The 25,019-nt window shown below is 27.5% G+C and carries 17 protein-coding genes and 1 tRNA gene; 10 read left to right on the top strand and 8 right to left on the bottom strand.

Features of this window, described 5'->3' with window-relative positions:
* Positions 1-184 precede the first annotated feature (184 nt).
* Both radA and R4I97_RS06440 read right to left on the bottom strand, forming a co-directional pair.
* Positions 185-1,564 (bottom strand): DNA repair protein RadA, encoded by a 1,380-nt coding sequence (gene radA, locus R4I97_RS06435; protein WP_335784259.1) that lies wholly within the window; start codon positions 1,562-1,564, stop codon positions 185-187.
* Positions 1,548-3,581, bottom strand: a complete 2,034-nt coding sequence (locus tag R4I97_RS06440; RefSeq protein WP_335784260.1) for a GldG family protein — start codon at positions 3,579-3,581, stop codon at positions 1,548-1,550. The genes radA and R4I97_RS06440 overlap by 17 nt, the downstream gene beginning before the upstream one ends.
* 183 nt (positions 3,582-3,764) lie before the next feature.
* Between R4I97_RS06440 and R4I97_RS06445 the strand changes: the two genes are divergently transcribed.
* From R4I97_RS06445 to R4I97_RS06460, 4 genes are all read left to right on the top strand, one after another.
* A tRNA-Phe gene (locus R4I97_RS06445) sits at positions 3,765-3,837 on the top strand.
* Positions 3,838-3,860: 23 nt separating this feature from the next.
* On the top strand, positions 3,861-4,577 hold the full coding sequence (locus R4I97_RS06450) for an RluA family pseudouridine synthase (RefSeq protein WP_335784261.1): 717 nt from the start codon (positions 3,861-3,863) through the stop codon (positions 4,575-4,577).
* Between the two features lie 69 nt (positions 4,578-4,646).
* Positions 4,647-5,699: an S-methyl-5-thioribose-1-phosphate isomerase gene (locus R4I97_RS06455; RefSeq protein WP_335784262.1), complete on the top strand. Its 1,053-nt coding sequence runs from the start codon at positions 4,647-4,649 to the stop codon at positions 5,697-5,699.
* A 372-nt stretch (positions 5,700-6,071) separates the two neighbouring features.
* On the top strand, positions 6,072-6,605 hold the full coding sequence (locus tag R4I97_RS06460) for a hypothetical protein (protein ID WP_335784263.1): 534 nt from the start codon (positions 6,072-6,074) through the stop codon (positions 6,603-6,605).
* A 2-nt stretch (positions 6,606-6,607) separates the two neighbouring features.
* Here the strand turns inward: R4I97_RS06460 and R4I97_RS06465 are convergent, their stop codons facing one another.
* Positions 6,608-7,294, bottom strand: coding sequence for a YggS family pyridoxal phosphate-dependent enzyme (locus tag R4I97_RS06465; RefSeq protein WP_335784264.1), 687 nt, complete (start codon positions 7,292-7,294; stop codon positions 6,608-6,610).
* 149 nt (positions 7,295-7,443) lie between these two features.
* On the opposite strand from R4I97_RS06465, the gene tsaE reads away from it, so the two are divergent.
* From tsaE to mnmE, 3 genes are read left to right on the top strand one after another with little or no spacing between them, the layout of a single operon-like run.
* Positions 7,444-7,890, top strand: a complete 447-nt coding sequence (gene tsaE / locus R4I97_RS06470) for a tRNA (adenosine(37)-N6)-threonylcarbamoyltransferase complex ATPase subunit type 1 TsaE (protein ID WP_335784265.1) — start codon at positions 7,444-7,446, stop codon at positions 7,888-7,890.
* Positions 7,887-8,858, top strand: coding sequence for a hypothetical protein (locus tag R4I97_RS06475; protein ID WP_335784266.1), 972 nt, complete (start codon positions 7,887-7,889; stop codon positions 8,856-8,858). Before tsaE ends, R4I97_RS06475 begins: the two co-directional genes overlap by 4 nt.
* A gap of 14 nt (positions 8,859-8,872) precedes the next feature.
* Positions 8,873-10,261 (top strand): tRNA uridine-5-carboxymethylaminomethyl(34) synthesis GTPase MnmE, encoded by a 1,389-nt coding sequence (gene mnmE / locus R4I97_RS06480; RefSeq protein WP_335784267.1) that lies wholly within the window; start codon positions 8,873-8,875, stop codon positions 10,259-10,261.
* A gap of 286 nt (positions 10,262-10,547) precedes the next feature.
* On the opposite strand, the gene R4I97_RS06485 is transcribed toward mnmE, so the two are convergent.
* The 3 genes from R4I97_RS06485 to R4I97_RS06495 form a co-directional block, all read right to left on the bottom strand.
* Positions 10,548-11,501 (bottom strand): dipeptidase, encoded by a 954-nt coding sequence (locus tag R4I97_RS06485; RefSeq protein WP_335784268.1) that lies wholly within the window; start codon positions 11,499-11,501, stop codon positions 10,548-10,550.
* 106 nt (positions 11,502-11,607) lie between these two features.
* Positions 11,608-13,638: a hypothetical protein gene (locus R4I97_RS06490; protein ID WP_335784269.1), complete on the bottom strand. Its 2,031-nt coding sequence runs from the start codon at positions 13,636-13,638 to the stop codon at positions 11,608-11,610.
* A gap of 41 nt (positions 13,639-13,679) precedes the next feature.
* Complete coding sequence (locus R4I97_RS06495) at positions 13,680-14,504, bottom strand: viperin family antiviral radical SAM protein (RefSeq protein ID WP_335784270.1); 825 nt, start codon at positions 14,502-14,504, stop codon at positions 13,680-13,682.
* A 177-nt stretch (positions 14,505-14,681) separates the two neighbouring features.
* Here R4I97_RS06495 and R4I97_RS06500 point away from each other — a divergent pair, with 177 nt between their 5' ends.
* Both R4I97_RS06500 and R4I97_RS06505 read left to right on the top strand, forming a co-directional pair.
* Positions 14,682-17,219: a helicase C-terminal domain-containing protein gene (locus R4I97_RS06500; RefSeq protein ID WP_335784271.1), complete on the top strand. Its 2,538-nt coding sequence runs from the start codon at positions 14,682-14,684 to the stop codon at positions 17,217-17,219.
* A 470-nt stretch (positions 17,220-17,689) separates the two neighbouring features.
* Positions 17,690-21,010 (top strand): DUF4132 domain-containing protein, encoded by a 3,321-nt coding sequence (locus R4I97_RS06505; RefSeq protein ID WP_335784272.1) that lies wholly within the window; start codon positions 17,690-17,692, stop codon positions 21,008-21,010.
* 129 nt (positions 21,011-21,139) lie between these two features.
* Here the strand turns inward: R4I97_RS06505 and R4I97_RS06510 are convergent, their stop codons facing one another.
* Positions 21,140-22,120 (bottom strand): Gfo/Idh/MocA family oxidoreductase, encoded by a 981-nt coding sequence (locus R4I97_RS06510; RefSeq protein ID WP_335784273.1) that lies wholly within the window; start codon positions 22,118-22,120, stop codon positions 21,140-21,142.
* A 146-nt stretch (positions 22,121-22,266) separates the two neighbouring features.
* Positions 22,267-23,205, bottom strand: a complete 939-nt coding sequence (locus R4I97_RS06515) for an ATP-binding protein (RefSeq protein ID WP_335784274.1) — start codon at positions 23,203-23,205, stop codon at positions 22,267-22,269.
* A gap of 252 nt (positions 23,206-23,457) precedes the next feature.
* Between R4I97_RS06515 and R4I97_RS06520 the strand changes: the two genes are divergently transcribed.
* Positions 23,458-24,957: a PTS transporter subunit EIIC gene (locus R4I97_RS06520; RefSeq protein ID WP_335784275.1), complete on the top strand. Its 1,500-nt coding sequence runs from the start codon at positions 23,458-23,460 to the stop codon at positions 24,955-24,957.
* Positions 24,958-25,019: the final 62 nt, after the last annotated feature.

Genomic DNA, 25,019 nt, shown 5'->3' on the forward strand with positions numbered 1-25,019 from the left:
AAAAGGACTGCATTTTTTATTATAAAAGAGAGTTATTCTATATGTATATATATTTAATATGTAAAATATAAACATTTGCACTTTTGGTTCTTTGACGAAGTCCGCAGAGCGTACGCGGCGGGAAAAAGAACAAGAACAAAATAAATAAACTTAAAAATTTTAAGTGAATATTAGTTAATCATATTTATGAAACGCCAAGCATTTTTATAGCTTCTGAAATATGGTCTATGCCTATAATCTTAACACCATCTATAGACTTGCTTAATTCTTTTACAGCTCTCTTTGAAATATAAACTTCTTTAAGAGAAAATTTCTTCATCTCTTTTATACGCCTTTCAATAAACCTTACAGGTCTCACCTCTCCCGAAAGCCCCAACTCTCCAATATAAGCCGTAGTTCTCTGAATAGCTATGCCATACATACTTGACACTATAGCCATAGCAATAGAAATATCACTCGCAGTCTCCTTAACATTAAGACCATTTGCAATATTAATATATACATCTTGATTAGAAAGATTTATATGACATCTTTTTTCTAAAATAGCAATGATGATAAGAAGCCTATATTGGTCGTAACCTATAGTAAGCCTTCGAGGATAACCAAAAGCACTGCTTCCAACCAAAGCCTCTTGCTCCACACAAAATACCCTGCTACCCTCTATTACAGGAGTTATCACACTTCCAGCAAACACAGCTTCATTAAGAGAACGAGTAAAAACTTTTGAAGGGTCTTTTACTTCCATAAGCCCATTTCCTGCCATCTCAAATATTCCTACTTCATCAACCGCACCATAACGGTTTTTTACAGCTCTTAATATTCTATATATACCCTTATCATCACCCTCAAAATATAACACACAGTCTACAATATGCTCTAATATTTTAGGTCCTGCTATAGTGCCTTCTTTTGTTATATGACCTACTAAAAATATTGTTATGTTTTTTAGTTTGGCAGTCTGCATCAATGCCCAAGCACAGTTTTTTATTTGTGCTGGTGAGCCTGCTATGCTGTTTGTAGATGGGCTGTATATTGTTTGAATGGAATCTATTATAGCAAGTGATGGAGGTTCATCTAAAAGAGTGTTTATTATATTGTCGCAATTTGACTCTGATGATATTAAAAAGTCAGAATCTTCTAATGAAAGCCTATCTGCTCTTAGTTTTATCTGCTCAAGAGATTCCTCACCTGTAAAATAATAAACTTTTTCTTTTTTGGCAATATTAGAAGCAACTTGTAAAAGGAGTGTTGACTTACCAATTCCTGGCTCTCCTCCTATAAGTATAACGCTGCCCGATACAATTCCGCCTCCTAATACTCTATTAAGTTCATCTATATTAGTTGATGTTCTTATATTATCAGAGGTTTTTATTTTTTTTATTGAAGTTAATTGTGCTTTGTCTGTAGAGAGAGTATTTTTTACTGTTTTTATTTTGCTTTCTTCCGGCTCAGTAAAAGGTTTTAAACTATTCCAAGAACCGCAGGAAGGGCATTTACCCATCCAATTGATAGTGCTCTCCCCGCAATTTTCACAAACAAATACTGTATTAGTTTTCTTCGCCATTATTAAATTTCTCAAATATTTTCTTTCTTCTGTTTTTATCGCTACGCCATAACATCACACCAAATAATATAACAATCAAAGGAACAATTACTATATTAATAAATCTCACAGCCATCTTTATGCTTTCAGGCACTTGATAAGGAGGATTAAATATAGCTCCCTTTCTTCTTATATCCATAAGAGCAGTGTCCCCAACCATATAATCAATCATGTTCATTAAGAAAATTTTATTAGCATCAAAAGCACTATTTCTTGCCATATCAACAGAACCAACAACTATAACTCTTCCGCTTGTTGTGGAGTTTAATCTATTAACATTTGCTATATTAATATTTGTAGAGTTAATAGGAATATCTTTACCTTCAAAAGCACTAGTCATACTGCCCTGAGAAATTGCAGCTATAAGTCTTTTAGAAAGCAAATTACTGTCTTTCGGCATACCTCTCATAGATGAAGTTAAATCATTAGTTTCTACCCAACTCTTATCACTCGAATAAAATAATGGAGTAATTTTAGCATCGTTGCTGCTAATTAATATTTCACTAGATAGGGGAGCAAGCATTAAATTAATACTTTTTGTTATATCAGCTTTTGAATTAATATTTTCAGGCATTATAAGAGGTATATAATATATTTTCTGTTCAGACATACCTTCTTGTAATTGTGCTCTATAAGCATTATCATCAAATATCATATTTGTAGCTAAAGAAAGTCCGTAACTTGGAAGTATTTCATTTAATCTATTAGTAACAGGAGTTAAACGAGGTCCATACATCTGTGCATTAGGGTCATTTTCATCTATATGAGCCCCATTAAGCATAAATAATACGGGTTTACCGCTCATTATAAATTGGTCTAACTTATATAATTCAGCATCACTAAAAGGAGTAAAACTCCCTAAAACAACTAAAGCGTCCATTGTGGAAGGAATATCTTGAGTATCTAAATTTAAAGGCTGAAAATTATAATTAGCTTCAATTTCTGATGCATATCTGCTCGCACTTATATAAGCATCGTTAGGATTCCCGCCATATTGAACTGGTATATCTATAGTATTAGGTTCATTATGCCCTTCTATATAACCAATATTAGCTTTTAAACCAAGCATGCTGTCTATACCTTTAGAAATCTCATCTGTGATGCCTGCAAAATCCCCATATAATATTGAAGAAGTAGAAAGTTCTAATACATCATCACCATTTTCTAAAACTAAAGAAAAATATCCGTTTCCTTTTGGAACTATAATAGCACCGTCATTATCTTTTATATCTTGCCATTCTAATTTTTTTATATTAAGTTTTTTTATTATATCTTCATTTTCCTGATTTGGACTAGACATATCAACATGAGTAAATACTACTTTATTCATTAAGTTTTTATTAGCCTCTGTTACAGCCTGCATTATGCTGTCTGGTATTAACTCTATTGCTCCAATAGGTAAAAGCTCATAAACTTCCGGAGAAGATATATAATAAACATTTAAATTATTTTCTAATCTGCTTAATTTATCATTTTTATCAATAAGTTTTCTTATAATTGTATCAATATTATATTCTAAACCTTCAGTAGACCTTACAAAAGGTATAGACTCTATAGAATCACCATATATAAATGCTAAACCCATGTATGCTATTTTACTGCTTGTTTGGTCTTTTTCTAATACATTTATTTGAGTAGAAGTAATTCCGTATTGATTAGCCATTGTTGTATTTGTAGATGCATCTATTATTTCAAAGCTTATATTTTTTCCTGCTGCTGATTTATATTCTGCAAATAAATCTTTTATATATTTTTCATAAGTAGAAAAAGGAGGCGGTAAATTGGGTGTTAAAAAAAACTTCACGCTTAAAGGCTCTTTTAAACTTTTAACCAATGATTTGCTTCCGCTGCTTAAAGAATATATTTTATCTTTAGTTAAATCTATAAAAGGCGTAAATTGATTAACTATTGCATTTATTAAAACAATAATCACAAGTACAAAAATAAAAGTTATTATTCTATCTTTTCTCTTAGTCATATCTATCCCATTTTTAAAATAATATGCATTATATAAGCAATAATTATATTTGTCAAAGTGTATTTACTTAAAAAACAGCTGTTTTATTTTTTTGTAATAAATGTGATAATATATAATAAACAAAATAAAATTTAAAAAAATGTATTGACTTTTTTTTATCGTATGTTATACTAATTTTCACTTGCCGAGTTAGCTCAGTAGGTAGAGCAAAGGACTGAAAATCCTTGTGTCTAGGGTTCGATTCCCTGACTCGGCACATTTCCTTACATAAAAATCCACATGAACAACTTAGAACAAATTACAAACTTTATAAACCCTCTATACGAAGATAATCATATTATAGTAGCTGTAAAACCTCCAAACATTCCAACTCAAGCAGATAATACAGGCGATATATCTTTCTTTGAAAATATAAAAGACTATATAAAATTAAAATATGCTAAACAAGGAAATGTTTTTTTAGGATTAGTGCATAGATTAGACAGACCTGTATCTGGTGTTATGGTGTTTGCTAAAACTTCTAAGGCAGCTTCAAGATTAAGCGAAGCTATAAGAAACAGAAACTTTCAAAAGACTTATTACTGCGTAGTAAAAGGAATATTATTAGAAAAAGAAAATACTTTAGAAAATTATCTCATAAAAAAAACAAACAAACTTGGAAACATTGCAATGGTTGTTTTTGAAAATACTAAGAATGCTAAAAAAGCTATTCTTCATTATAAAGTATTAAAAGAAGACAATATTAAAAATTTAAGCCTTTTAAAAATAGAACTTGAGACAGGAAGATTTCATCAAATAAGAGTACAGCTTTCAAATCTTGGGCATGCTATATATGGCGACAGAAAATACGGTTCATACATAAAATATGACAGAGATGATGTGCCTTTAGCTTTGTTTGCCAAAAGCATTAAATTTCCCCACCCTACAAAAAACGAAGAAATATTTATTGAAGCTGATTTACCCGATTATAACCCTTGGAATATTTTTAATAATTAAGAAAAACAATATAGATAATTTTTATATTTTACGATAAAATATATATATTAAATATTATGGACTACAACAATGGAAAGAAAAGATTATGATTTGCCTTTTTTGTTGAGATACGAAAATGTTGCTTGGTATGAAAACAAAAAAGTAAGAATATTAGATAGAAGAATATACCCTACAGAAATTAGTTTTGTGGAATGCTATAATTACAGAGAGGTTGCTGAGGCTATATATAATATGGTGACTCAAAGTGCTGGTCCTTATACGGCTTGTGCTATGGGTATGGCTTTGGCGGCAAGTGAAGTTGAAAAGAAAACAGAAAAAGAACAAATTGAGTTTTTAACAGAAGCTTCTAATGTACTTGCAAACTCTAGACCTACAACTGCAAACAGATATAAAATTATAACAGAATCTGCATTAGAGGCTGCTAAAAAAGCATTAAAAGAAGGCAAAAGTACAGTAGAAGCTATTTTTAATAATGCAATAGAATCTCTAAACAGAAGATATTCTATTATGGAAGAGGTTGGAACATATTTAATAAAACTTGTAGAAAATAATGCTTCCATATTAACTCAATGCTTTGGAGAAACTATAGTAGGAATGATGTGTAGGGCTGCTAAAAAAGAAAATAAAACTTTTAAAGCATATTGTTTAGAGACTCGTCCATATTTTCAAGGTGCAAGACTTACCTCTTCTTGTTTTTATGAAAGCGGTATAGATGTAACAGTTATTACAGATAATATGGCAGCTTATGTTATGCAAAAAGGTGCTATAGATATATTTACTTCGGCAGCTGACACCATCACAAGAGATGGATATATTGCAAACAAAATAGGAACTCTTCAAGCTGCAATATTGGCAGACAAATTTGAAATTCCTTATTATGTTACAGGCATACCAGATAAAGACAAAAACAAAGGCTCTGATATAGTGATAGAAGAGAGAGACCCGGAACTTGTTTTATCATACAGAGGAATACCCAATACATTAAAAGGCGTTAAAGGAATATACCCTTCTTTTGATGTTACTCCTCCAAAACTAATAAGTGCCGTTGTTACAGATAAGGGAATATATTCTCCATACAACTTAGAAGAATATTTTGAAACGGAGACTAGAGATTTTTATTGATGTAATTTAAAAATTTGTTAAAAGTTTTTTTTAATTTTTAAAAGTACAAATATTTTAGTCCTATATCTTGGAATATATATCAAATATAGCATAAAACATAAATTTTAGTTTAAAATACAGTTCTTTTGGTTCTTTTATACCAATACCGAGTAGGTGCCTATCGGCAAAAGAATTGGGGTGCTACCCCACGGGCACGCTTCGCAGGGGGCAAAGCCCTGCAAATATTTTAAACTTAAAAATATAATTTTTGACAAACTAAAAATTTTTTAGTATACATTGACAAAACATATTTATTTCAGTATATTTATTAAATATTTGAATTTTTTGTTTAACTATATTATAATAAAGCAACTAAAATAAATGGATTTCTAAATGAAAAAAATAATTTTTTGTATAATAACTTTAATATCAATATTCGCTATCTCTTGTAAAAATGAGGGCGGTTCTATATATGCTATGGAGCAAAGATATAAAAACTTTTTAAATATATTGCCTAAAGAAGTAAGAGATGATTATATATTAACTTCATCAAAATATTCTAATGAATACAAGATGTGGATTGATGAGTTCAACACTTGGGCTAGTAACACTATAAATAAAGAAAATGAAGATGAAAAAGAAATAGCTTCAAGATTAACTCCAGATAGAATTGAATATGCATTAGAAACTCTAACAAGCAGAAACTATGAAAGAACATTGCCTGTAGAATTAATGTCAAAAGTAAAAACGCATACAGATAATTTATCATTAAAAATAAAAGAGCTTGAACAAGACGAAGCATTTTCAAACTCTATGTACAAATTAAAACAAGATGAAGCAGTTACTCATTTCAATACAGAAGATACTATTTTTTATTATGTTTGGAATTATCTAATTACAATAAATAGAGACAGAAGATTCCAATAAAATTAAGAATATCCTAAAAAACCGCTTCCTATTCTAATCATGTTAGAGCCATGCTTTATAGCTAAATGATAATCGTTGGTCATGCCCATTGAAAGTATTGAAGTATTTTCATCTTTCAACTTTATAAAAACTTCATTTAGAGATTCAAACTCTTTTTCTATCTCAAAATCATTATCAACTTTTAATGATATACCCATAACTCCTTTTATATTAACATTCGATAAGTTTTTTATTTTATCATAAACCATATTATAATCAGCTAAATTAAATCCGCCTTTTTGCTCTTCATTGCTTATATTAAATTGCAGTAATATATCTTGAACTTTACTGTTTTTTATAGCTTCTTTGTTTATATATTCAGCAATTTCAATACTGTCCACACTTTGTATTAAATCAGCATATCTTACTATATATTTTACTTTGTTTGATTGTATTCTTCCTATAAAGTGCCAAATTACATTATCATAATCTTTATTAAGCTCCTCTGCCCTATCCCTTAAGCTCTGCGCCTTAGATTCTCCTAATGGCAAATCAATATTCAAAGACAAAAACTCTTTTATAGTTTCTATTGGCGAATATTTACTAACAGCTACAACATCTATGTTATAATTTATATTATATTTATTTTTCAGTGAATTTATATTTTCTACTATAGAATCATATTTATTTTTAATAGTATCTCTGTCCATAAATATACCTCTTACACAAATATTATAAAATCAATAAAAAATCTTTCAACTAAAAAATAATATTTACATATATAATCAATTAATTTATATTTGACAAATAATAGTCTATAATATATATTCTTTAAAAAACACAAACAAATAAAAAAATTATGAAAGAAATATTAAAAGAATATAATAATATTGCTATAGAGAATATAGAAGAAGTAGCTCAATATATATATAAATTACTAAAAGACGGTGATTTAATTATAATGAATGGAGATTTGGGCTTTGGAAAGACCACTTTTGTAAGACTTCTTTCAAGACTGCTTCAAAGTGATGACATAGTAAGCAGTCCATCTTTTACTCTAATTAATGAGTATGATATTATATTAAACAATAAAGAAACTGTACTTCGCCATGTTGATCTTTATAGACTTTCTTCTGTTGCTGAGCTTGATGATATAGGATTTAAAGATAAGATAAAAGAAGACGGCATTACTATGATAGAATGGGGAGAGAAGTTTATAGAGTATTTTGACAAGCCGTATTATTTATTTGAAATAGAAATGATTAATAATGACAGCAGATTATATAGGATTAGTTTAATTAAATGAAAAAAATATTCTTATTGATTATATCAACATTAATCTTCTCATGTTCAAAAACGGTAGACAATGATACTATTGTTTATACAAAAACTAGTGTATCATCTGTAAATATATTTATAGGCGACAGCATTACTTATGAAGTACATATAATTTCAAAAAAAGATATAGATTATAAGTATCAGGATATTTCTTTTGATGATAGGGTTTCACAATCAAGAATAATAAGCGTAGAGAATATAAATAAAAACAAAGGCAGTTTTAAAGAGAGAATAATTAAATACAATATAGGCTTTTATGATGTTGGACAGTTTGTAATATCGCCTTTTAAAATATCTTATAATTACAATAATGAATATAGAGAGCTTTATGGTGAGGACATTAATGTATTAGTTAATCCATTTTCTGATGGAGATATTCTTCCTCCAATGAAAAAAGCTATTAGTATACCTATGCCTTTATATGTATGGATTATCATAATAGCACTTTTAATAATTATAGTTTTAATAATATTTACTGTGTTATTTTTGGCAAAATATATTGAGAAGAAGTTTAATGAAAGATTAACTGTAAAAGAAGATACCGAAGCTCTAAACGCTTTAAAAAATATAGATTACAACATTTACTATAATGAAAATAAATTTGCTGAATATTATTTTGAATTAACATTTATATTTAAAAGATATTTAACAAAAAGGTTTAGATTTAATATTGAAGACATGACAACTAGTGAAATATCAAAATTGTTTGAAGAAAATAAATTTACAGAAAGCGACGCTATAATAAAAATGTTTAGCGAAGGAGACTTAATAAAATTTGCAAAAGCTTCTGCAGATATAGAGCTAATGGAAAAAGATTATAATTTCTGTAAAAACTATATTTTATCAAACGGAAACTTATATACAGCACTAAAGAAAGAAGAAAAAGAAAAGAAAAAGCTAAATAAAAAGTTAAAGAAAAAAAGAGTAAAAAATTAACAGGAAATTAATTTATGTCTAATTATAATTTAGATGATACTATAGTAGCATTAGCAACTCCCTATTCAAAAAGTGCATTGGCTTTAATAAGAATGTCTGGAAAAGATTCTCTAAACATAGCTTCAAAAATCTGCTATTATGCCAACAATGAAAATAAAAACATTACAAAATTTGAACATAGAAAAAGTTATTATGCTTTAATTAAAGATGAAAATAATACTCCTATAGATGAACTTGTAGTGCTTACAACATTATCTCCAAACACATTTACTTCAGAAGACACTGTAGAGTTTATGTGTCATGGAAGCATAGTTGTTATAGAATCATTAATAAACATTATAATAAGAAACGGAGCAAGGCAAGCAAATAGAGGCGAATTTACATATAGGGCTTATATTAATGGAAGGATTGGCATAAGTGAAGCTGAGGCTATACATGATTTAATAGACTCTAACAACAGATTAATGGCTGAAGCAAGTATTTACAAAATTAGAGGAAGGCTTACAAGAGAGATAGATAAACTTAGAGAGAATGTAAAAAATACTCTTATGCTTATTTATGGTGAATTAGATTTTCCAGAAGATGATACTGAAACTTTTTCTTATGACAAACTAATAGAAAACTTTTATACTATAAAAAAAGATATAGAAAATATTTTAAATAATTCTAAGAGAGTGGAAAACCTAATTAATGGAATAAAAGTATCAATAGTAGGACGAGTTAATGCAGGAAAGAGCAGCATATTTAATATGATATTAGACAAAGAAAGAGCAATAGTTTCAAATATAGCCGGCACTACTAGGGATTTTTTAAGTGAAAATATTTATATAGATAATATACCTTTTTATTTTATGGATACTGCGGGATTTCACAAAGAAGCTGATAATGATATAGAACTTGAGGGAATTGAGAGAGCTAAAAAATGTGCTAATGAAGCTGATATTGTAATTGCTGTTTTTGATTATAATGACAAGGCTAATGATGATGATATTAATTTAATAGAGTTTTTACAACAATTAAAAAATAAAAATATAATTTATGTATTAAACAAAATAGATTTAGAAAAAAAGTTTAACGAAAAAATAAACAATGCAATTGAAATAAGCACAAAAACAAAACAAGGAAAAGACAAATTAATAGAGGCATTAAAAAATCATATAAAAGATTCTGATATAATAATTTTTAATAAAGAGAGCTATGTAAACAACAGAGAGAGAGGATATTTAGAGAGAGCAATAGAGCAATTAAATGTGTGTATAGAAAAGTCAAATAATAATCATTTATTAGATGAAGTGGCAGAAGAGATAAATATATTAAATAACATATTAGGCAATGTAAGCGGAAAGATTGAAGCAGAAGAGATAATAAACGAGATATTTGAGAATTTCTGTATAGGTAAATAGAAATAGAATTATATACTAAAAGTTAATTTTATATTTTTATTATTTTCGGGGACTAGTTTTTTGATATATAAATTAAATAAATTGCACTTTCGCAAAGCGTACCCGAAGGGTAAAAACTTTTTGCGGCGGGAAAAAGTTGAATAGAACAAAAACTTATAGATATATAAAAAAATAAACCGCTTTTGTGGGATGAACAAAGCGGCTTATTACAAATATAGTTATTGGGGGGTAGTCCAATCAACCTAAATATAATATCGTCTATTGCAATAATAACTTTAATATTTTTTTATTTTATTACAATTTTTATTATTCTATGAAAGTTTTTATATTCTATTTTCTCTATCTCATCGCTATTAAAACCAGCTTCTTTTAGTTTCTCTAATATAGTATAAGACTTTGAAGCATCTTCAAGCCCCTTAACTCCTGTAATACCCTCATCTTCAAAATATTCATTATAGTCAAAACCAAGCCCTATATGATTAACTCCTATAGTGTCTGCAATATATTTTATATGATCAACTGCCCTATCTATTGTTTGTTTATCTTTATCTTCATCTACAAAATCTTTATAACAATTAAACCCCACTACCCCATTTAAATCCCTTATCACTTTTAACTGCTCATCTGTAAGGTTCCTCATACTGCCGCATAACTTCCTGCTATTTGAATGCGATGCTATTATAGGAGAGTTCGTAATATTAGCCACATCAAAAAAAGATTTATCATTCAAATGAGAAACATCAACTATCATTCCTTTATCATTCATCTTTTTTATTACTTTTTTTCCAAGCTCCGTTAATCCTCTGCCGCTATCTCCCCTTACTCCTGTAGCAAGTTTATTCTCTTCATTCCAAGTTAAACTAGCATGCCTAACTCCATAATCATTATAATAACTATCTAAAATATCTATATTATCATCAATAGGCATTAACCCCTCAAAACCTAAAAAAGCATAAAACTTATTTTTGTTTTGTGCCTCAATCATCTCATCATAACTTTTTACAACTTCTATAATGTCATTACAATAATTAAGCTCTTTTTTAAAGCACTCAAATATCTCATTAGCCCTCTCAAAAGCTCTCTCGTAATTTTTTCTCTCAACCCATACAACAAATATACTTCCTCCAACCTTACCCTTAACCAAATTATCGTAATGATATTTTTTTAATATATTATTCTCGCCTTTCAAAGTCTTTACAGCAATATCAGACAAAACATCAGAATGAGCATCAAAAATCATAAGTATTTTCCTTAAAATTTAATTTGCAAGAATAATATATCAATAAAAGCTATTTTACAATACACTTAATTAAATAATAATTAACACTCTTATAAAAATATTATATTTAGAACTCATCGCTTCTGAATTGCTCATCAGTAAGCAAATTATTTTCTATTATTACGCTAAATAAACATTTTACTATATATTCAAAATTAGCATTTATAAACTCTCTTGCTTTTTTAGCGTTAATAATTTCTTCATTAACATCACTTGTTTTTTCATTAACCCTATGTGCTAATGAATCTCTTATCTGATTAATTGCTATCCAATTTTTATCAGGAAGTCTTCTTAAAGGTTTTCCTCTATTATCTTTTATAATATCTCCATTTGCATCTTTTTCTATTTCATTTGATGAATGAAAATGATAGCATAATACATATTCTTTATTATTATATTTTATATTTATATTTTCTCCTTTCCATTTAGCAACTTTATTTGTAATTTCTTCTTTCATATCTTTATCAAAAATTTTATTGGCATAGGCATCAGCGTTTCTTACATAATCAAATAAACGCATAACTACAAGTTCTTTTCTTGTGTTGCTCATAATCTCATAAATATCTATTAATACATTTTTGTTTTTTATATCAGTATCTTCTTTTAAAACTTCAGATTTGGCACATTCATTTATTAAGTTAATAATTAACTCATAATTATAAAAATCTTCTTTGTTAAAAATATTTATGAGAGTTTCTGTATTATCTTTATTTGCCCTATGTAAAGATTCTAATAAATATTTTAAGATTCTTGTATATAAATCTTTGTCTAAATTATAATTTTGTATTATATAACTCGCTATATTACTGCAAAGTTCATATGCTTTTATATCAAATGCTATTGTTACAGCAGGTATACTGAATTCTAGTTTTTTTAAATGATAAATATTTAATTGTTCTAAATTTTCTCTGGCAGCATCATAATGAATATGCTCTTTTTCCTGCATTTCATATATTAGCATTATACTTCTAAAAGCTTCATCCATAGCATATTTAAAAGAACTTTCATCTATAAATTTGAGAAGTCTTATAGATTCTTTTAAATATTCTAATGCTTTGTCAGCATTTCTTTTACATTCTTCTTCTTTATATATAGCTCTTCCAAGCAGCATAAAATAATCAGAGTCTTGAGGTAATACTTGAGAATATTGATGTATTACTTCATGTGCTTCTTTATATTTTCCATTTTCATAATAAAGATAAACCAAATTAATAATTGGATCTTTTATATATGGATGAACATTTCCATAAAAGTTTTCATAATTGTTTATACTTTCTTGAAATAGTTTTTCAGCATTTTTGTAATTTACTATATCTTTGTCTTTTAAATATTTTATTTTATATAATGTCCCTAAATTATTTTGTGCCATTGGTAAATAAGGCTGAGTTAATTTTGCATAATAGCACCATACATATATATAAGGATTTTTTATGATATCATATTGTTCCATTATATTATATATATCATTTGAATTTGAATAAGCTATAAGATATTTATTATATTTTTCAGCTTTATTAAAATATTCTTCGGTATTAGACTTATTTATATTTTCTTGTACTTTTTCATCTGTAATTTTATTCTCTTCATATGTTTCTTCATATTTATCGCTATAATATAGGGCAATATTATTTATTATAGCGGCATCAATTATTTCATATTTATAATCATTTATTTCTCCTTCATATTTTGCAATAGATAATAATGCTGTTTTATTGTTATCATCAATTTCTAATAATTCTTTTGCTATTAAATATGCTTTATCAAATTCATATTCAGTATAATAAATATGTATAAGTATTTCATATATATTTATATCTGCTTTTTTACCTTTACTTTCAAAATACTCTTTTATTTTTATAATACCTTTTTCTAAAAATTGACTTAATGCTATTGAATTTGGAGCATGTTGAAATTCTCTTATAATAACATTGACTGACTGAAGAAATTCTCCTATACCTATTCTATTATTAATAAATTCATCACTGAAAGATAAGAATGCATTTTCTATATCTCCTGAATTTTTTTCAAAAAAAATTATCCATTTTTTTATTAATTCTCCTAATTTTTGTTTATCAAATTCATAATATAATTTTTCCATTTTTCTTTCTCCTTTTATAAATTGTAAACTACTTTTTTTAATCAATTAGCTCTTTTGTACCTATCATAATATTTATCAATACTATAATTCATTTTAAAAAACTCTTCATACAAATCAACATTATCATCAAATAAACTTCTTGAGTAAATATATTTATTATCAATGTTGTTAAAGAACCTACCTTTAGCGTCAAGCATTATGTAAGACGAAGTCATATTGTCATTGTTTTCACTGTAGATTATTTTTTCATTTGCTGCATGAGTATTCAAAAAATAATTAAACTCTTCATCGCTTATTAGAAGTTCTTTACATGAATTAAGATTTTCTATAGGAAGTACCTGAAATATTTTCCATTTGTTTGGAAGAGCTTTTGATATGAATGAGTTTAGATTCTCTTTATAATTGTATTTATTAACTACAGTGTTAATTTTAAGGTCTTTTTTATTTTCTTTTATTATAGCAGTTAGATATAAATATTCTTCTTTCGTTATAGGTTTGCTGTTTCCTACACTTCTTCCAATTTTTATACATGTCTCTTTGTTTAATGAATCTATACTTAAACCAATAACATTGCAGCATTCTAAAGTTGCTTTTAGTATAGAGTTATCTTTTAAAAACATTGAACCGTTACTTACTATACTTAATACATGACCCTGTGATTTTAGATAATATATTAAATGAATATAGTTTTTGTATATAGTTGGCTCGCCGCCTACTAAGTTTATATACTTAAAAGGTTTAAGTTTTTCAGCTATTTTGAATAAATTTATATTGCATGAATCTTTTGAAGCATAACAGAACTTACAATGCATATTGCAGTTATTGATAAAATGCCAATTAAGTTTTAAGCCATTAAAAATACTCATGATAAATACCTCCGAATTAAACTCGAATATGTTCAAAGATATTTTTAACTAAGTATTTTTAGCTTATACTATAAATATAATATATTATTTATTTTAAATCAATATATTTCATAATAAAAATAATAATAAAAAATATAATTTGACAAAGATTTTAATATAATATACTATCATTCAATAATGAGTGAATATGATGTTGAAATAAATAATGTTTTTTCTTTAGAAGCAATAAATTTTATGAGGAAATCTATAGTTGATTCCTACGGCAATGAAGTATATTTTGGAATCAATTTTAATTCTTTCGGCATATTAGATTATATAGAAGTAATGGCAAGGGGTAATAAAGATTCTGTACCTGCTATAATATCGCTTTCATTAGAGTTTGACGCTGTAATACATAATCATCCATCAGGTCAGCTTACTCCTTCAAGGGCAGATTTAGCTATAGCAAGTGAGTTGGGCAATAATGCTGGAGTTGGATTTTATATAGTAAATAATGATGTTGATGATTTTTATGAAGTTGTAAGGCCAATTAGAAAAGAGAATGTAAAAAATATAGATGCTCCTGATGCATTATTTATGTTTACAGAAAATGGGCTTTTAAGCAAAATATTAAAAAAATATGAATACAGACAAGAGCAGACTGAACTTGTAGAAGCCACAATAGAAGCCTTTAATACAAATAAACATTTAATATCCGAAGCAGGTACTGGAATAGGTAAATCATTTGCATATTTAATACCAGCTTTATTATGGCTTAAAGAAAATAAAACAAGAATAGTTGTTTCAACAAATACAATAAACCTGCAAGAACAAATCATAAATAAAGACTTACCGTCTATAATAGATGCTATAGCTCCAAATGTAAAATATGCTTTAGTAAAGGGGCGTAATAATTATGTATGCATTAAAAAAGTAAAAGATGCTTTGAATGATACTGATAAATTGGACTTTGAAGACCAGATTGAGTTTTTTCAAGATATTGACAATTGGCTCAACATTACAAAAGACGGCTCCATTACAGATTTAGGCTACAAACCAAAATCTGAATTATGGGAGATGGTTGCCTGCGATACTGACACTTGTACTCATAGAAAATGCGAATATTTAGAAGACTGCTATTTTTATAAGATGCGTAAACAACTCAATGCCGCACAATTATTAATAGTTAATCATCATGTACTATGTGCAGATTTATCTTTGCATGCAGAAACTTCTGGCAGATACAGCCTGCTTCCAAAATATACAAAAGTGATAATTGATGAGGCTCATAATTTTGAAAACTCTGCTTCTAGTTATTTTGGAGATGAAGGAAGCAAGAATGGTATATTAAAAGCTCTTTTTTATATATCAAGAATAAAGAAAAATAAAAGGCTCGGCGTAATAGAAACTATTAATAATATTGTTAATCAAAATAAATCTTCTATAGAAATAGAGGATTATAGAGAATTATTAGAGCTAATTAATAGTGTACATGAAACAACTTCAAGAGTGAGAAATGTGGTAGACGAATCTTCAAAACAGTTTTTAAACTACTGCCACAAAAATATACAAACAAAAGAAGGCTTAGGATTTAAATTTAGAATATGCCCTGAAATAATAATTAACAATAAATGGAAAGAAGAAGGAATTAAACCTTTAAGAGAGATGGTTTTAGTTATTACTTCATTGGTTAATGCATGCGATAAACTTTATAAAAAATTCTTTGATATAGCAATAGATAAGGGATTTGATTATGAAGAGATAGCACAGATGAGCAATGCCTATCTTGAAAGACTTAAAAGACAATTAATCTCACTCAATGCTGCAATAGATTATAAAAAAGATGAATATATAAGATGGGTTGAAGCAAGAATAACTAAAAAAGGAAATCTCATACTTAATTGGCATCTTACCCCTGTTACAGTAGCTAAAAACTTAAATGATTATTTATATTTGAGGTTTGACACTGTTGCTATGTATTCTGCCACTCTCACAGTTTCAAAGAGTTTTAACTTCTTTTCTAATAGACTTGGCTTTGACTATATAGAAAAAAACAAAAAGATAGAAATATATTTAGAGTCTCCTTTTAATTATAGAGACAATGCAAGGCTTTATATATCAACCGATTCCCCAGACCCAGCAAGTGATAGTTTTAATGATTATACATCAAAAGTGCTTCTTAATGTATGCGATATTACAGGCGGGCGTGCATTTATACTTTTTACGGCATTCTCTTCTTTAATGAAAGTTTATGAAACCACAGTTGAAAAGCTAAAAGAAAAAAATATTAATGCCCTTGCACAGACTGCTTCAATACATAGACATACTTTACTTGATATGTTTAAGGCTTCAGAAAATAATGTTTTATTTGGAGTGGATTCTTTTTGGGAGGGTGTTGATGTTGCAGGTAAAAATCTTGAGGCTGTAATTATACCAAAACTACCATTTGCTGTTCCTACAGACCCCATAAGCGAAGGAAGATACAAATATATCGAAGAAAATGGAGGAAATGCATTTTTGGATTATGCTCTGCCTTTTGCTGTTATAAAGTTTAAACAAGGTTTTGGACGACTTATAAGAAGCAAAGAAGACAGAGGCATAGTGTTTGTATTGGATAAAAGACTATATACCAAAAATTATGGCATGCAGTTTATAAACTCACTTCCAAATGCAAGCATATTGAGAGCAAGCATAAAAGAAATTTTTAAAGATATGAACAATTTCTTTGAGCAATAAAAGCTATTAAACTTGCAGTAAAACATATTAAATAGTTTAATAATATTTTATTATTTGCACTTTCGTGAAACGTGCACGAAGGGCGAAAACTTTGACGAAGTCCGCACAGAGAAGGCGGGAAAAAGTTGATAGAAAATTATTGTTACAATATACATTTAAAATTTTTAAGTTCATCAAAATTTAGTTTTTATTTTTTTATTATTATCGGGGACTAGCCCCCGAACCCCCACTTCTTTTGTTGCCACAAAGAAGCAAAAAGGCTGCATTTTTTAGATTAAAATACAGGCATTATTATATAGTTTATAGATATTTCAAAACATACAACGCTATAGTACTTGCACTTTTTGGTTTTTTTGATGAAGTCCGCACCGCGAGCTGCGGGAAAAAGAACAATAATAGCAGTAATAAAAATTTGACAGAACAAATAAAATCAATTATACTGTACAAAAATACTGTCAACGAGGTGGAATATGGAAAATAATAATGAAGAACAAATAAGAAATAAGTTTGAAAAAATATTACAATATGAAAACAATAAGGACGCATTTCTTAATTATTTTTATGGAAGAACAAACAGCTGCCATACTTCAATAAGGTATTACCTCACTGATGACCAAGAAATTTTCAAATTTTATTTTGATGAAAATACTAAAGAAGAAGATAAAAAAGCTTTATCAAGATACGCTGCAACTGTAATTAAATATATATATAAAGGCGATACTACCAATAAAATTTTAAGATTATGCGTTGGTGAAGATTTAGAAAAAGTATTAATGGAAAGTTATAATATTACATATGAAAGAGAATATGGTACAAAATATGCTAAGTCTGGTTTAATCCATAATGAAGCAAATAAGTACATACAAATACAAGTAAATAATTTGGGGGGGTTTTTAGGATTAGAATATTATACTCCTAAAGACTTTAATCAATATTTAGAAAAAGTAAAAAATGATAATGAAATATTATTAAAAAAAGCACCTCATTTATTATTGACTATTTTTGTATACCTCATAAATAGAGATGATGATAAAAGCCTTATTAAACAATTATTAAATTATATAGACTCTCTGAAAATTAATGATGAAGAAACTACTGCACTGCTTTTTACTATAGCTGATAAAGATGAAGAAGTGTATAAAAGATTAATCAATATTTTAAATAAAGATAATAATATGATTTATTTTCTTGTAAATATATCACGTGAAATGTTAGGAGGATCAGTAAAATTATATAAAAGATTATTTAAAAGCTATTCAGAGGATAAACTATATTATTACTATACGAGAGAACTTATACCTGAATATTTAAAAATATGCTCTTTCCCTAAAGAATGTATTTTATTAAGCAAAATACTTAATGACAACACTCTTTTTATTTCTAAGCATACATTGGAAGTAAAAAAATTATATGATGAAGACAAAGAAACATTTTATAGACTTTATGAGATAATAGAAAAATCAAAATTTGAACAATTATATCTTGATTATGCTATGCTTTCATCAATTATGCTTGCAAGCGGTGATAATAAATATAATATTGATATTAATTCTATTGTAGCAAAGTTAAAAGAAATATGCGTGTATTTATTAGAAACAAATGTAGCTATTAAAAGTTTTGATGAAATAATTTCTAAAAGCATTAAATATGTAAAAGAAAATCCTTATAGCAATCATAGTCATTATTTGTCAGCTATAATGTCGCTTGACGAAGTAAATGATGAAGCATCAGAAATTACTACTAAATTATTAAAGCATTATGGAATATATGGTAAAATTTCTATTTATGTTTCTACTCAGAAAATATTCTATAACAGAGATATTTTATCAATTAAAGAAAAATTAGTTAATGATAAAAAAGTACCGCTAAAAAATATTTATTTATCATTATTAGACTCAAAAGATGATATTATCACTCTTATAAAAAATAATGTGGAAGAAACAAAATCTATTATGGAAGATAAATCATTTATCACTTCTATAACATCAAATATTCAAGGTACTATATCATTTATTAATTATATTTTCAGTGATGAGTTAAGCGGTTTAATTGATAATAAATTCGATTTTATTTTCAAAGTTCTCGACACAGCAAAATCAAAAGAAATAAAAAAACATTGTGTATCAGTAATCAGTAATAATGAAAGCATTGTAAGAAGCGAAGTAGAAAGATTAGCAAATGAAGGAAAAGAAACATCAAGAACAGTTTATAAAGAAATAATTAAATATTGGGATTTACAGAAGTTTGATGATGATTTTCAATTCAAAAGCGTTGAAGAAATAGAATCATATTTAAATAAATACTATAATGAAGGACATGAAACTCTAATAAAAGATATAGATGAGAATATACTCTCTAATATTTTATTAAAAGATAAACAAACTAAGGCACCTTTAAAGATAGTTCAGTATGTGTTTATGGAATATGTGGCATTAAAAGAGCCTTCTATATTAAAAGACTGCAACAAGATAGCAGAGTTCTTTGATATTGATTCATTTAGAAATGCACTTGATAATATATATACCAATTGGCTTAACAATAAAGCAGATACAAAATTAAAAAATATACTTATTCCATATTGTATTTTCCAGCCTGAAGATAAACTCTTAAAATTAAAAACTCAAATTGAAGAATGGGCATTAAATTCAAGAGGAGCATTAGCAGCACATGCAGTATATGCTATAGCATTAAATGCAAGGAAATTTGCATTAGTTTTAGTTGATACAATGTCTGTAAAAGTAAAAAATAATCAGGTAAAAAATGCTGCTAAAGATGCATTAAAAAAGACTGCAAAAGCATTAGAGATTTCAGAAGATGAACTAATAGATAAAATAATTCCAGATTTGGACTTTGATAAAAAAGGAATGAGAGAACTTCATTACGGAGGAGAGGCAAACAGAGTATTTAAACTTCAAATAAAAAATGATTTCACTATCGAAGTAACAGATTCAAATGACAAAGTTTTAAAATCTTTACCTGCACCAAACAGCAAAGACGATAAAGCAACAGCTGATGCAGCTAAAAAAGAATTAACTTTGATAAAGAAAAATATAAAAATGATAAGCTCTAATCAAATGAGAAGATTAAATAAAGTATTATTAAATGGAAGAAAATGGTCTTATAAAACTTTTAATGAGCTTTTTGTTGACAACCCTATAATGAATATATTTGCTTTAAAGCTTATATGGGGAGTTTATAATGAAAATAATAATTTAATAGAAAGTTTTAGATATATGGAAGACGGTTCTTTCAACACTTTTGATGAAGAAGAATATATATTTGAAGATAGTCTAAAAAACAAAAAAAATATTACTTTAGTTCACCCAATAGAATTAGACGAAGAGAAATTATCAAAATGGAGAAATCAATTAAACGACTACGAAATATTACAGCCTATAAATCAGCTTGACTTATTATTTGAAGAAGTGAAAGAAGAACATATAAAAAATAATAAAATCATTTCATTTGAAGATAAAGAAATAACAGCAGGCGAGATTATGTCAATGGCAAATAAAATGTCATTTGAAAGAAGCAGGAATATAGAAGACGGCGGAAGCTATAATTGTTATGAATTAAAAGATTCAATATTAGAAATTGCATGCCGTATAAATTTTGAATATATGTGGTTTGGAATGGATGCGGGTGAAAAAGTAACATTTATAGATATTACTTTCCACAAGTTAGATGAAAATTCAAACTATGATGATGAAGAATGCGTAAATCCTTTAGAAATTAATAAGAGATTTACTTCATCAATATACGGAACAGTAAAATCTTATTTTATAAAGTAAAGACTTTTATAACCTGCATATATCTTTAAAATGTATGCAGGTATTATAATTTTTTAATTAGTAATATAAATTATTAAATTAAAATTAAAACACTATAAATATTTATTAATTTAATTTTAAACAAATATATTACTTTTCAAAAGGATATTTTATCTTCCAGCTTCTTCTTAAAGTATCCATTATATTCATAACTCTTATAATATCTTCATGAGGCATCTCTTTACATTCTAACTTTTTATTTCTAATAGCATCTGCACAAGAAATAACTTCATATTCATAACCGCTTATTTGTTTTGGAACTTTAATAGTTTTTACAACTTTTCTGTCTAATGAATAAACTGTTATGCTTTCTGGGTTATTAATATTTTTTACAACAATGTATCCTTTATCTCCATTAATAACACCTTCCCTATTTGTTAGTGCTGACATAGTACTGTTTAATACTGCCATCTTACCATCATCAAAAGTAAGCGTAATAGAGTTTTGTTCATCTACTCCTTTTTTAGTTTTCACGCAAGTAGAATCTATTTTTTTTATTTTATTTCCAAACACCATAAGAGCAAAATTGATAGTATAAACTCCAACATCAAGCAAAGCCCCTCCTGCTAATTCTGGCTCTATCAATCTTTCTTTTTTATTTATAACATAGCCTAAATTTGCTGTTAAAGAAGTTACTTTACCTATAATGCCGCTTTTTATAGTTTCGTTAATAATATCTCTGCTTGGCATATATCTAGTCCAAATAGCCTCAGCAAGTAAAAGCTTTTTCTTTTTTGCAAGTAAAATAACATCTCTCGCTTGTTTTGTATTAACAGTAAAAGCCTTTTCACACAAAACATTTTTATTATTATTAAGACACAATTTTATATGCTCATAATGATGAGAATGAGGTGTTGCTATATAAACTAAATCTACACTTTCATCTTTAACCATCTCTTCATAAGAACCATAAAACTTTTTAAATCCATATTTTTTAGCAAATGCCTTACTTCTTTTTATATCTCTTGCACTAACCGCATAAGATTCTACATCTTTAATTTTTGCAATAGTCTTAGCCATTTTTTCAGCTATAGAACCTGCCCCTATAAAACCTATATTAATTTTTTTCATTATAAAAACCTCTTATAAAATGTTATAGAATTATAATATTACTATTTCTTATATTGTCAAGAAGATAATTTAAACTAAATTTTTTAATTACATAAAAAAAGATGCACCTATAAAAGATGCACCTTTATATTTATGTGTACTATAACTTATAACTGTACTTTCTTAATTAAGCTTGTAGAAAGTTCTGGTATATATATAACATTATTAACTAAATCTATATCAGCAACTCCGCTTAAAGAACCTTCAATTTTTTCAACTTGTTCTTTAGTATTTAAATCAAATACATATATACAAGCATTATTATTAGCACCGTTTTCACCCCAATCAGAAACATATAATTTGCCATTAGCAATAGCTATACCATCTAAAGCACCAGCGCCCAATCTTGAAGCTGTCCATTTAGTTAAGCCTGTACCGTCTATATTTAAAGTATAAATATCTCCTCCGTTAGCATCTCCCCCAAATGTACTTCCTGCTATATATAATACTCCGTTGTCTAATAGTATACCATTAGCACCAACTACTCCTGTTACTGATGAAGCAATAGATAAAGCTGAGTTATTATTTACTTTTACAAAATGAACTGTAGAAGCACCTGTGTCAGTTAAAGCTACTGTTGTAGGGTCTATAACTACTGTATCATTTAAGAATTTAGAACCTTCTATAGGAAGTTTAGTAATTATTTTATTTTCTTTAACATTAGCTAATACTAAATTACCTGTCATAGAGCTATCATTAACTTGATCAGGAATAATAATAATATCATCAGTTAAGAAAGAAAAACCTTTAGGGCTGTCTAACTCACCTTCAAAAAGTTTTGTAGGATTAGAACCATCTTCATTAGCAACAATTATAAATCCGTCTTTAGGAGCATTAGGGTCGCCTAAATTTGCTATATATAATTTACCATTTCTAAACTTAACACTCTCTGGAGCAGCCAAACCTTCTACTGTTATACCCATAGCTTCTTTTTTGTATTGAGCTCCTGAAGTGCTATTGCTAGCTTTAGTTGTTCCATCACCTGAATTATTTGAACAAGAAACTGCAAATACTACCAATGATAAAATTAAAAAAACTTTATTCATTTTTATCTCCTTTTTTTATTTATTAATTTTGAAAAACTTATATAGTATTTTCAATATTATATCAATAGTTTTTAAGCAAAACATTGTTACCAAAATAGTTACAATATTATTATAAAAGTATATTATCTAATATAAATACATTATATATTAATCATATTAAACAGCATATAATTTGACAATAATATACAAATAAAGTATAATAATAAGAATTATCTATATCATTAATATCATTTTTTTACACAGGAGTCTATTATGCTTACATTCCTACAAAAAGTAGGCAGGTCATTAATTTTGCCTATTTCTATACTTCCCGCTGCAGGTATTTTGCTTGCTTTAGGTGACAGGCTCGGAATTGATCTTTTGAAAAATGCTGGAGGAGTATTATTTGATAATCTCCCATTATTATTTGCCATAGGTGTTGCAATAGGTTTTACAGAAGAATCAGGTATAGCGGCATTAGCATCTGTAGTTAGTATACTTATTATAGCTACAATATCTGGTTTGAGAGCAAATGTTACAGTAGAAATGGCTCAAAGCGGAGGTGCATACACTTTATTAATGGGAATACCTACTTTACAAACAGGAGTATTTATTGGTATTATTGCTGGAAGTGTGGCATCCTTATGCTATAAATATTTTTACAACATAAGGCTTCCTCAATTTTTAGGATTTTTTTCAGGTAAAAGATTCGTACCAATATCAAGTTCGTTTTTTTCATTTTTAATAGGAATAATACTTCCTATATTTTGGGTATGGATACAGCATGGTATATCTTCATTATCATCAATAGTTAATGGAGGAAATCAGATAATATCAACATTTTTATTTGGTGTAGGAGAAAGAGCTTTAATACCAATAGGATTACATCATATATTTTATTCGCCTTTTTGGTTTAACTTCGGAGAATATATAACTGAAACAGGAACTATTATTCATGGAGATCAAACTATATGGTTTAAAATGTTTGAAGACGGAGTAAAAACTTTTAGTACAGATACTTATATGAATGCAGGTAAATTTTTGCAAGGTGAATATCCTTTAATGCTTTTTGGGCTTCCAGCAGCAGCATTAGCTATGTATTCAGAGGCAAGGCCTGAAAATAAAAAAGTAGCAGGAGGGTTATTATTTTCTGCTGCTCTTACTTGTTTTATAACAGGTATAACTGAACCTATAGAATTTGCATTTATATTTATATCTCCAATACTATATTTATTTAATGTAATAATGGCTGGAATTTGCTATTCTGCAATGTATATATTAAATGTACATATAGCAAAATCTTTTTCAGCTGGATTAATAGACTACGTTTCATTTGGAATACTTCCATCTTTTTCAGGCTTTCAAACTAACTATTTAAATGTCATACTATTTGGAATACCGGTAGCATTAGTTTATTATTTTAGTTTTAGATTTTTAATAAGAAAATTCAATCTTGCTACACCTGGAAGAGAAGCATCATCAGCAACCAATGATAATGCTGATGTTTTTAAAAATAAAAAGAAAGGGAATTCTGATTTTGCTGAATTAGCTAAAGAATATATGCAGACAATAGGCGGTAAAGAAAATGTAGAAAATTTAACTAATTGCATAACTCGTTTAAGAATAACATTAAAAGATATAAATAATATTGATGAAGCAAAAATGAAAGAACTTGGGGCTAAAGGGGTTGTAAAAATAAAAAATTCTATACAAATAATTATAGGCTCTGAAGTAGAATTTTTAGCAGAAGAGATGAAAAAACTTTTGAAATAGTTCAAATATATTAAATAATACTTAAAGCAATTTAAATATAATTGTTTTAAGTATTATTTACA

Source organism: Brachyspira pilosicoli (genome assembly GCF_036997485.1).
Taxonomy (GTDB): Bacteria; Spirochaetota; Brachyspiria; order Brachyspirales; family Brachyspiraceae; genus Brachyspira; species Brachyspira pilosicoli_C.

Excerpts from the sequence above, each read along its gene's own strand:
- R4I97_RS06505 (WP_335784272.1), top strand. The coding sequence starts at position 17,690 with ATGGAAAATAATAATGAAGAACAAATAAGAAATAAGTTTGAAAAAATA.
- radA (WP_335784259.1), bottom strand. The coding sequence starts at position 1,564 with ATGGCGAAGAAAACTAATACAGTATTTGTTTGTGAAAATTGCGGGGAG.
- R4I97_RS06510 (WP_335784273.1), bottom strand. The coding sequence starts at position 22,120 with ATGAAAAAAATTAATATAGGTTTTATAGGGGCAGGTTCTATAGCTGAA.
- R4I97_RS06495 (WP_335784270.1), bottom strand. The coding sequence starts at position 14,504 with ATGAGTATTTTTAATGGCTTAAAACTTAATTGGCATTTTATCAATAAC.
- mnmE (WP_335784267.1), top strand. The coding sequence starts at position 8,873 with ATGTCTAATTATAATTTAGATGATACTATAGTAGCATTAGCAACTCCC.
- R4I97_RS06515 (WP_335784274.1), bottom strand. The coding sequence starts at position 23,205 with ATGAATAAAGTTTTTTTAATTTTATCATTGGTAGTATTTGCAGTTTCT.
- R4I97_RS06475 (WP_335784266.1), top strand. The coding sequence starts at position 7,887 with ATGAAAAAAATATTCTTATTGATTATATCAACATTAATCTTCTCATGT.
- R4I97_RS06520 (WP_335784275.1), top strand. The coding sequence starts at position 23,458 with ATGCTTACATTCCTACAAAAAGTAGGCAGGTCATTAATTTTGCCTATT.
- R4I97_RS06440 (WP_335784260.1), bottom strand. The coding sequence starts at position 3,581 with ATGACTAAGAGAAAAGATAGAATAATAACTTTTATTTTTGTACTTGTG.
- R4I97_RS06500 (WP_335784271.1), top strand. The coding sequence starts at position 14,682 with ATGAGTGAATATGATGTTGAAATAAATAATGTTTTTTCTTTAGAAGCA.
- R4I97_RS06490 (WP_335784269.1), bottom strand. The coding sequence starts at position 13,638 with ATGGAAAAATTATATTATGAATTTGATAAACAAAAATTAGGAGAATTA.
- R4I97_RS06460 (WP_335784263.1), top strand. The coding sequence starts at position 6,072 with ATGAAAAAAATAATTTTTTGTATAATAACTTTAATATCAATATTCGCT.
- R4I97_RS06450 (WP_335784261.1), top strand. The coding sequence starts at position 3,861 with ATGAACAACTTAGAACAAATTACAAACTTTATAAACCCTCTATACGAA.
- tsaE (WP_335784265.1), top strand. The coding sequence starts at position 7,444 with ATGAAAGAAATATTAAAAGAATATAATAATATTGCTATAGAGAATATA.
- R4I97_RS06485 (WP_335784268.1), bottom strand. The coding sequence starts at position 11,501 with ATGATTTTTGATGCTCATTCTGATGTTTTGTCTGATATTGCTGTAAAG.
- R4I97_RS06455 (WP_335784262.1), top strand. The coding sequence starts at position 4,647 with ATGGAAAGAAAAGATTATGATTTGCCTTTTTTGTTGAGATACGAAAAT.
- R4I97_RS06465 (WP_335784264.1), bottom strand. The coding sequence starts at position 7,294 with ATGGACAGAGATACTATTAAAAATAAATATGATTCTATAGTAGAAAAT.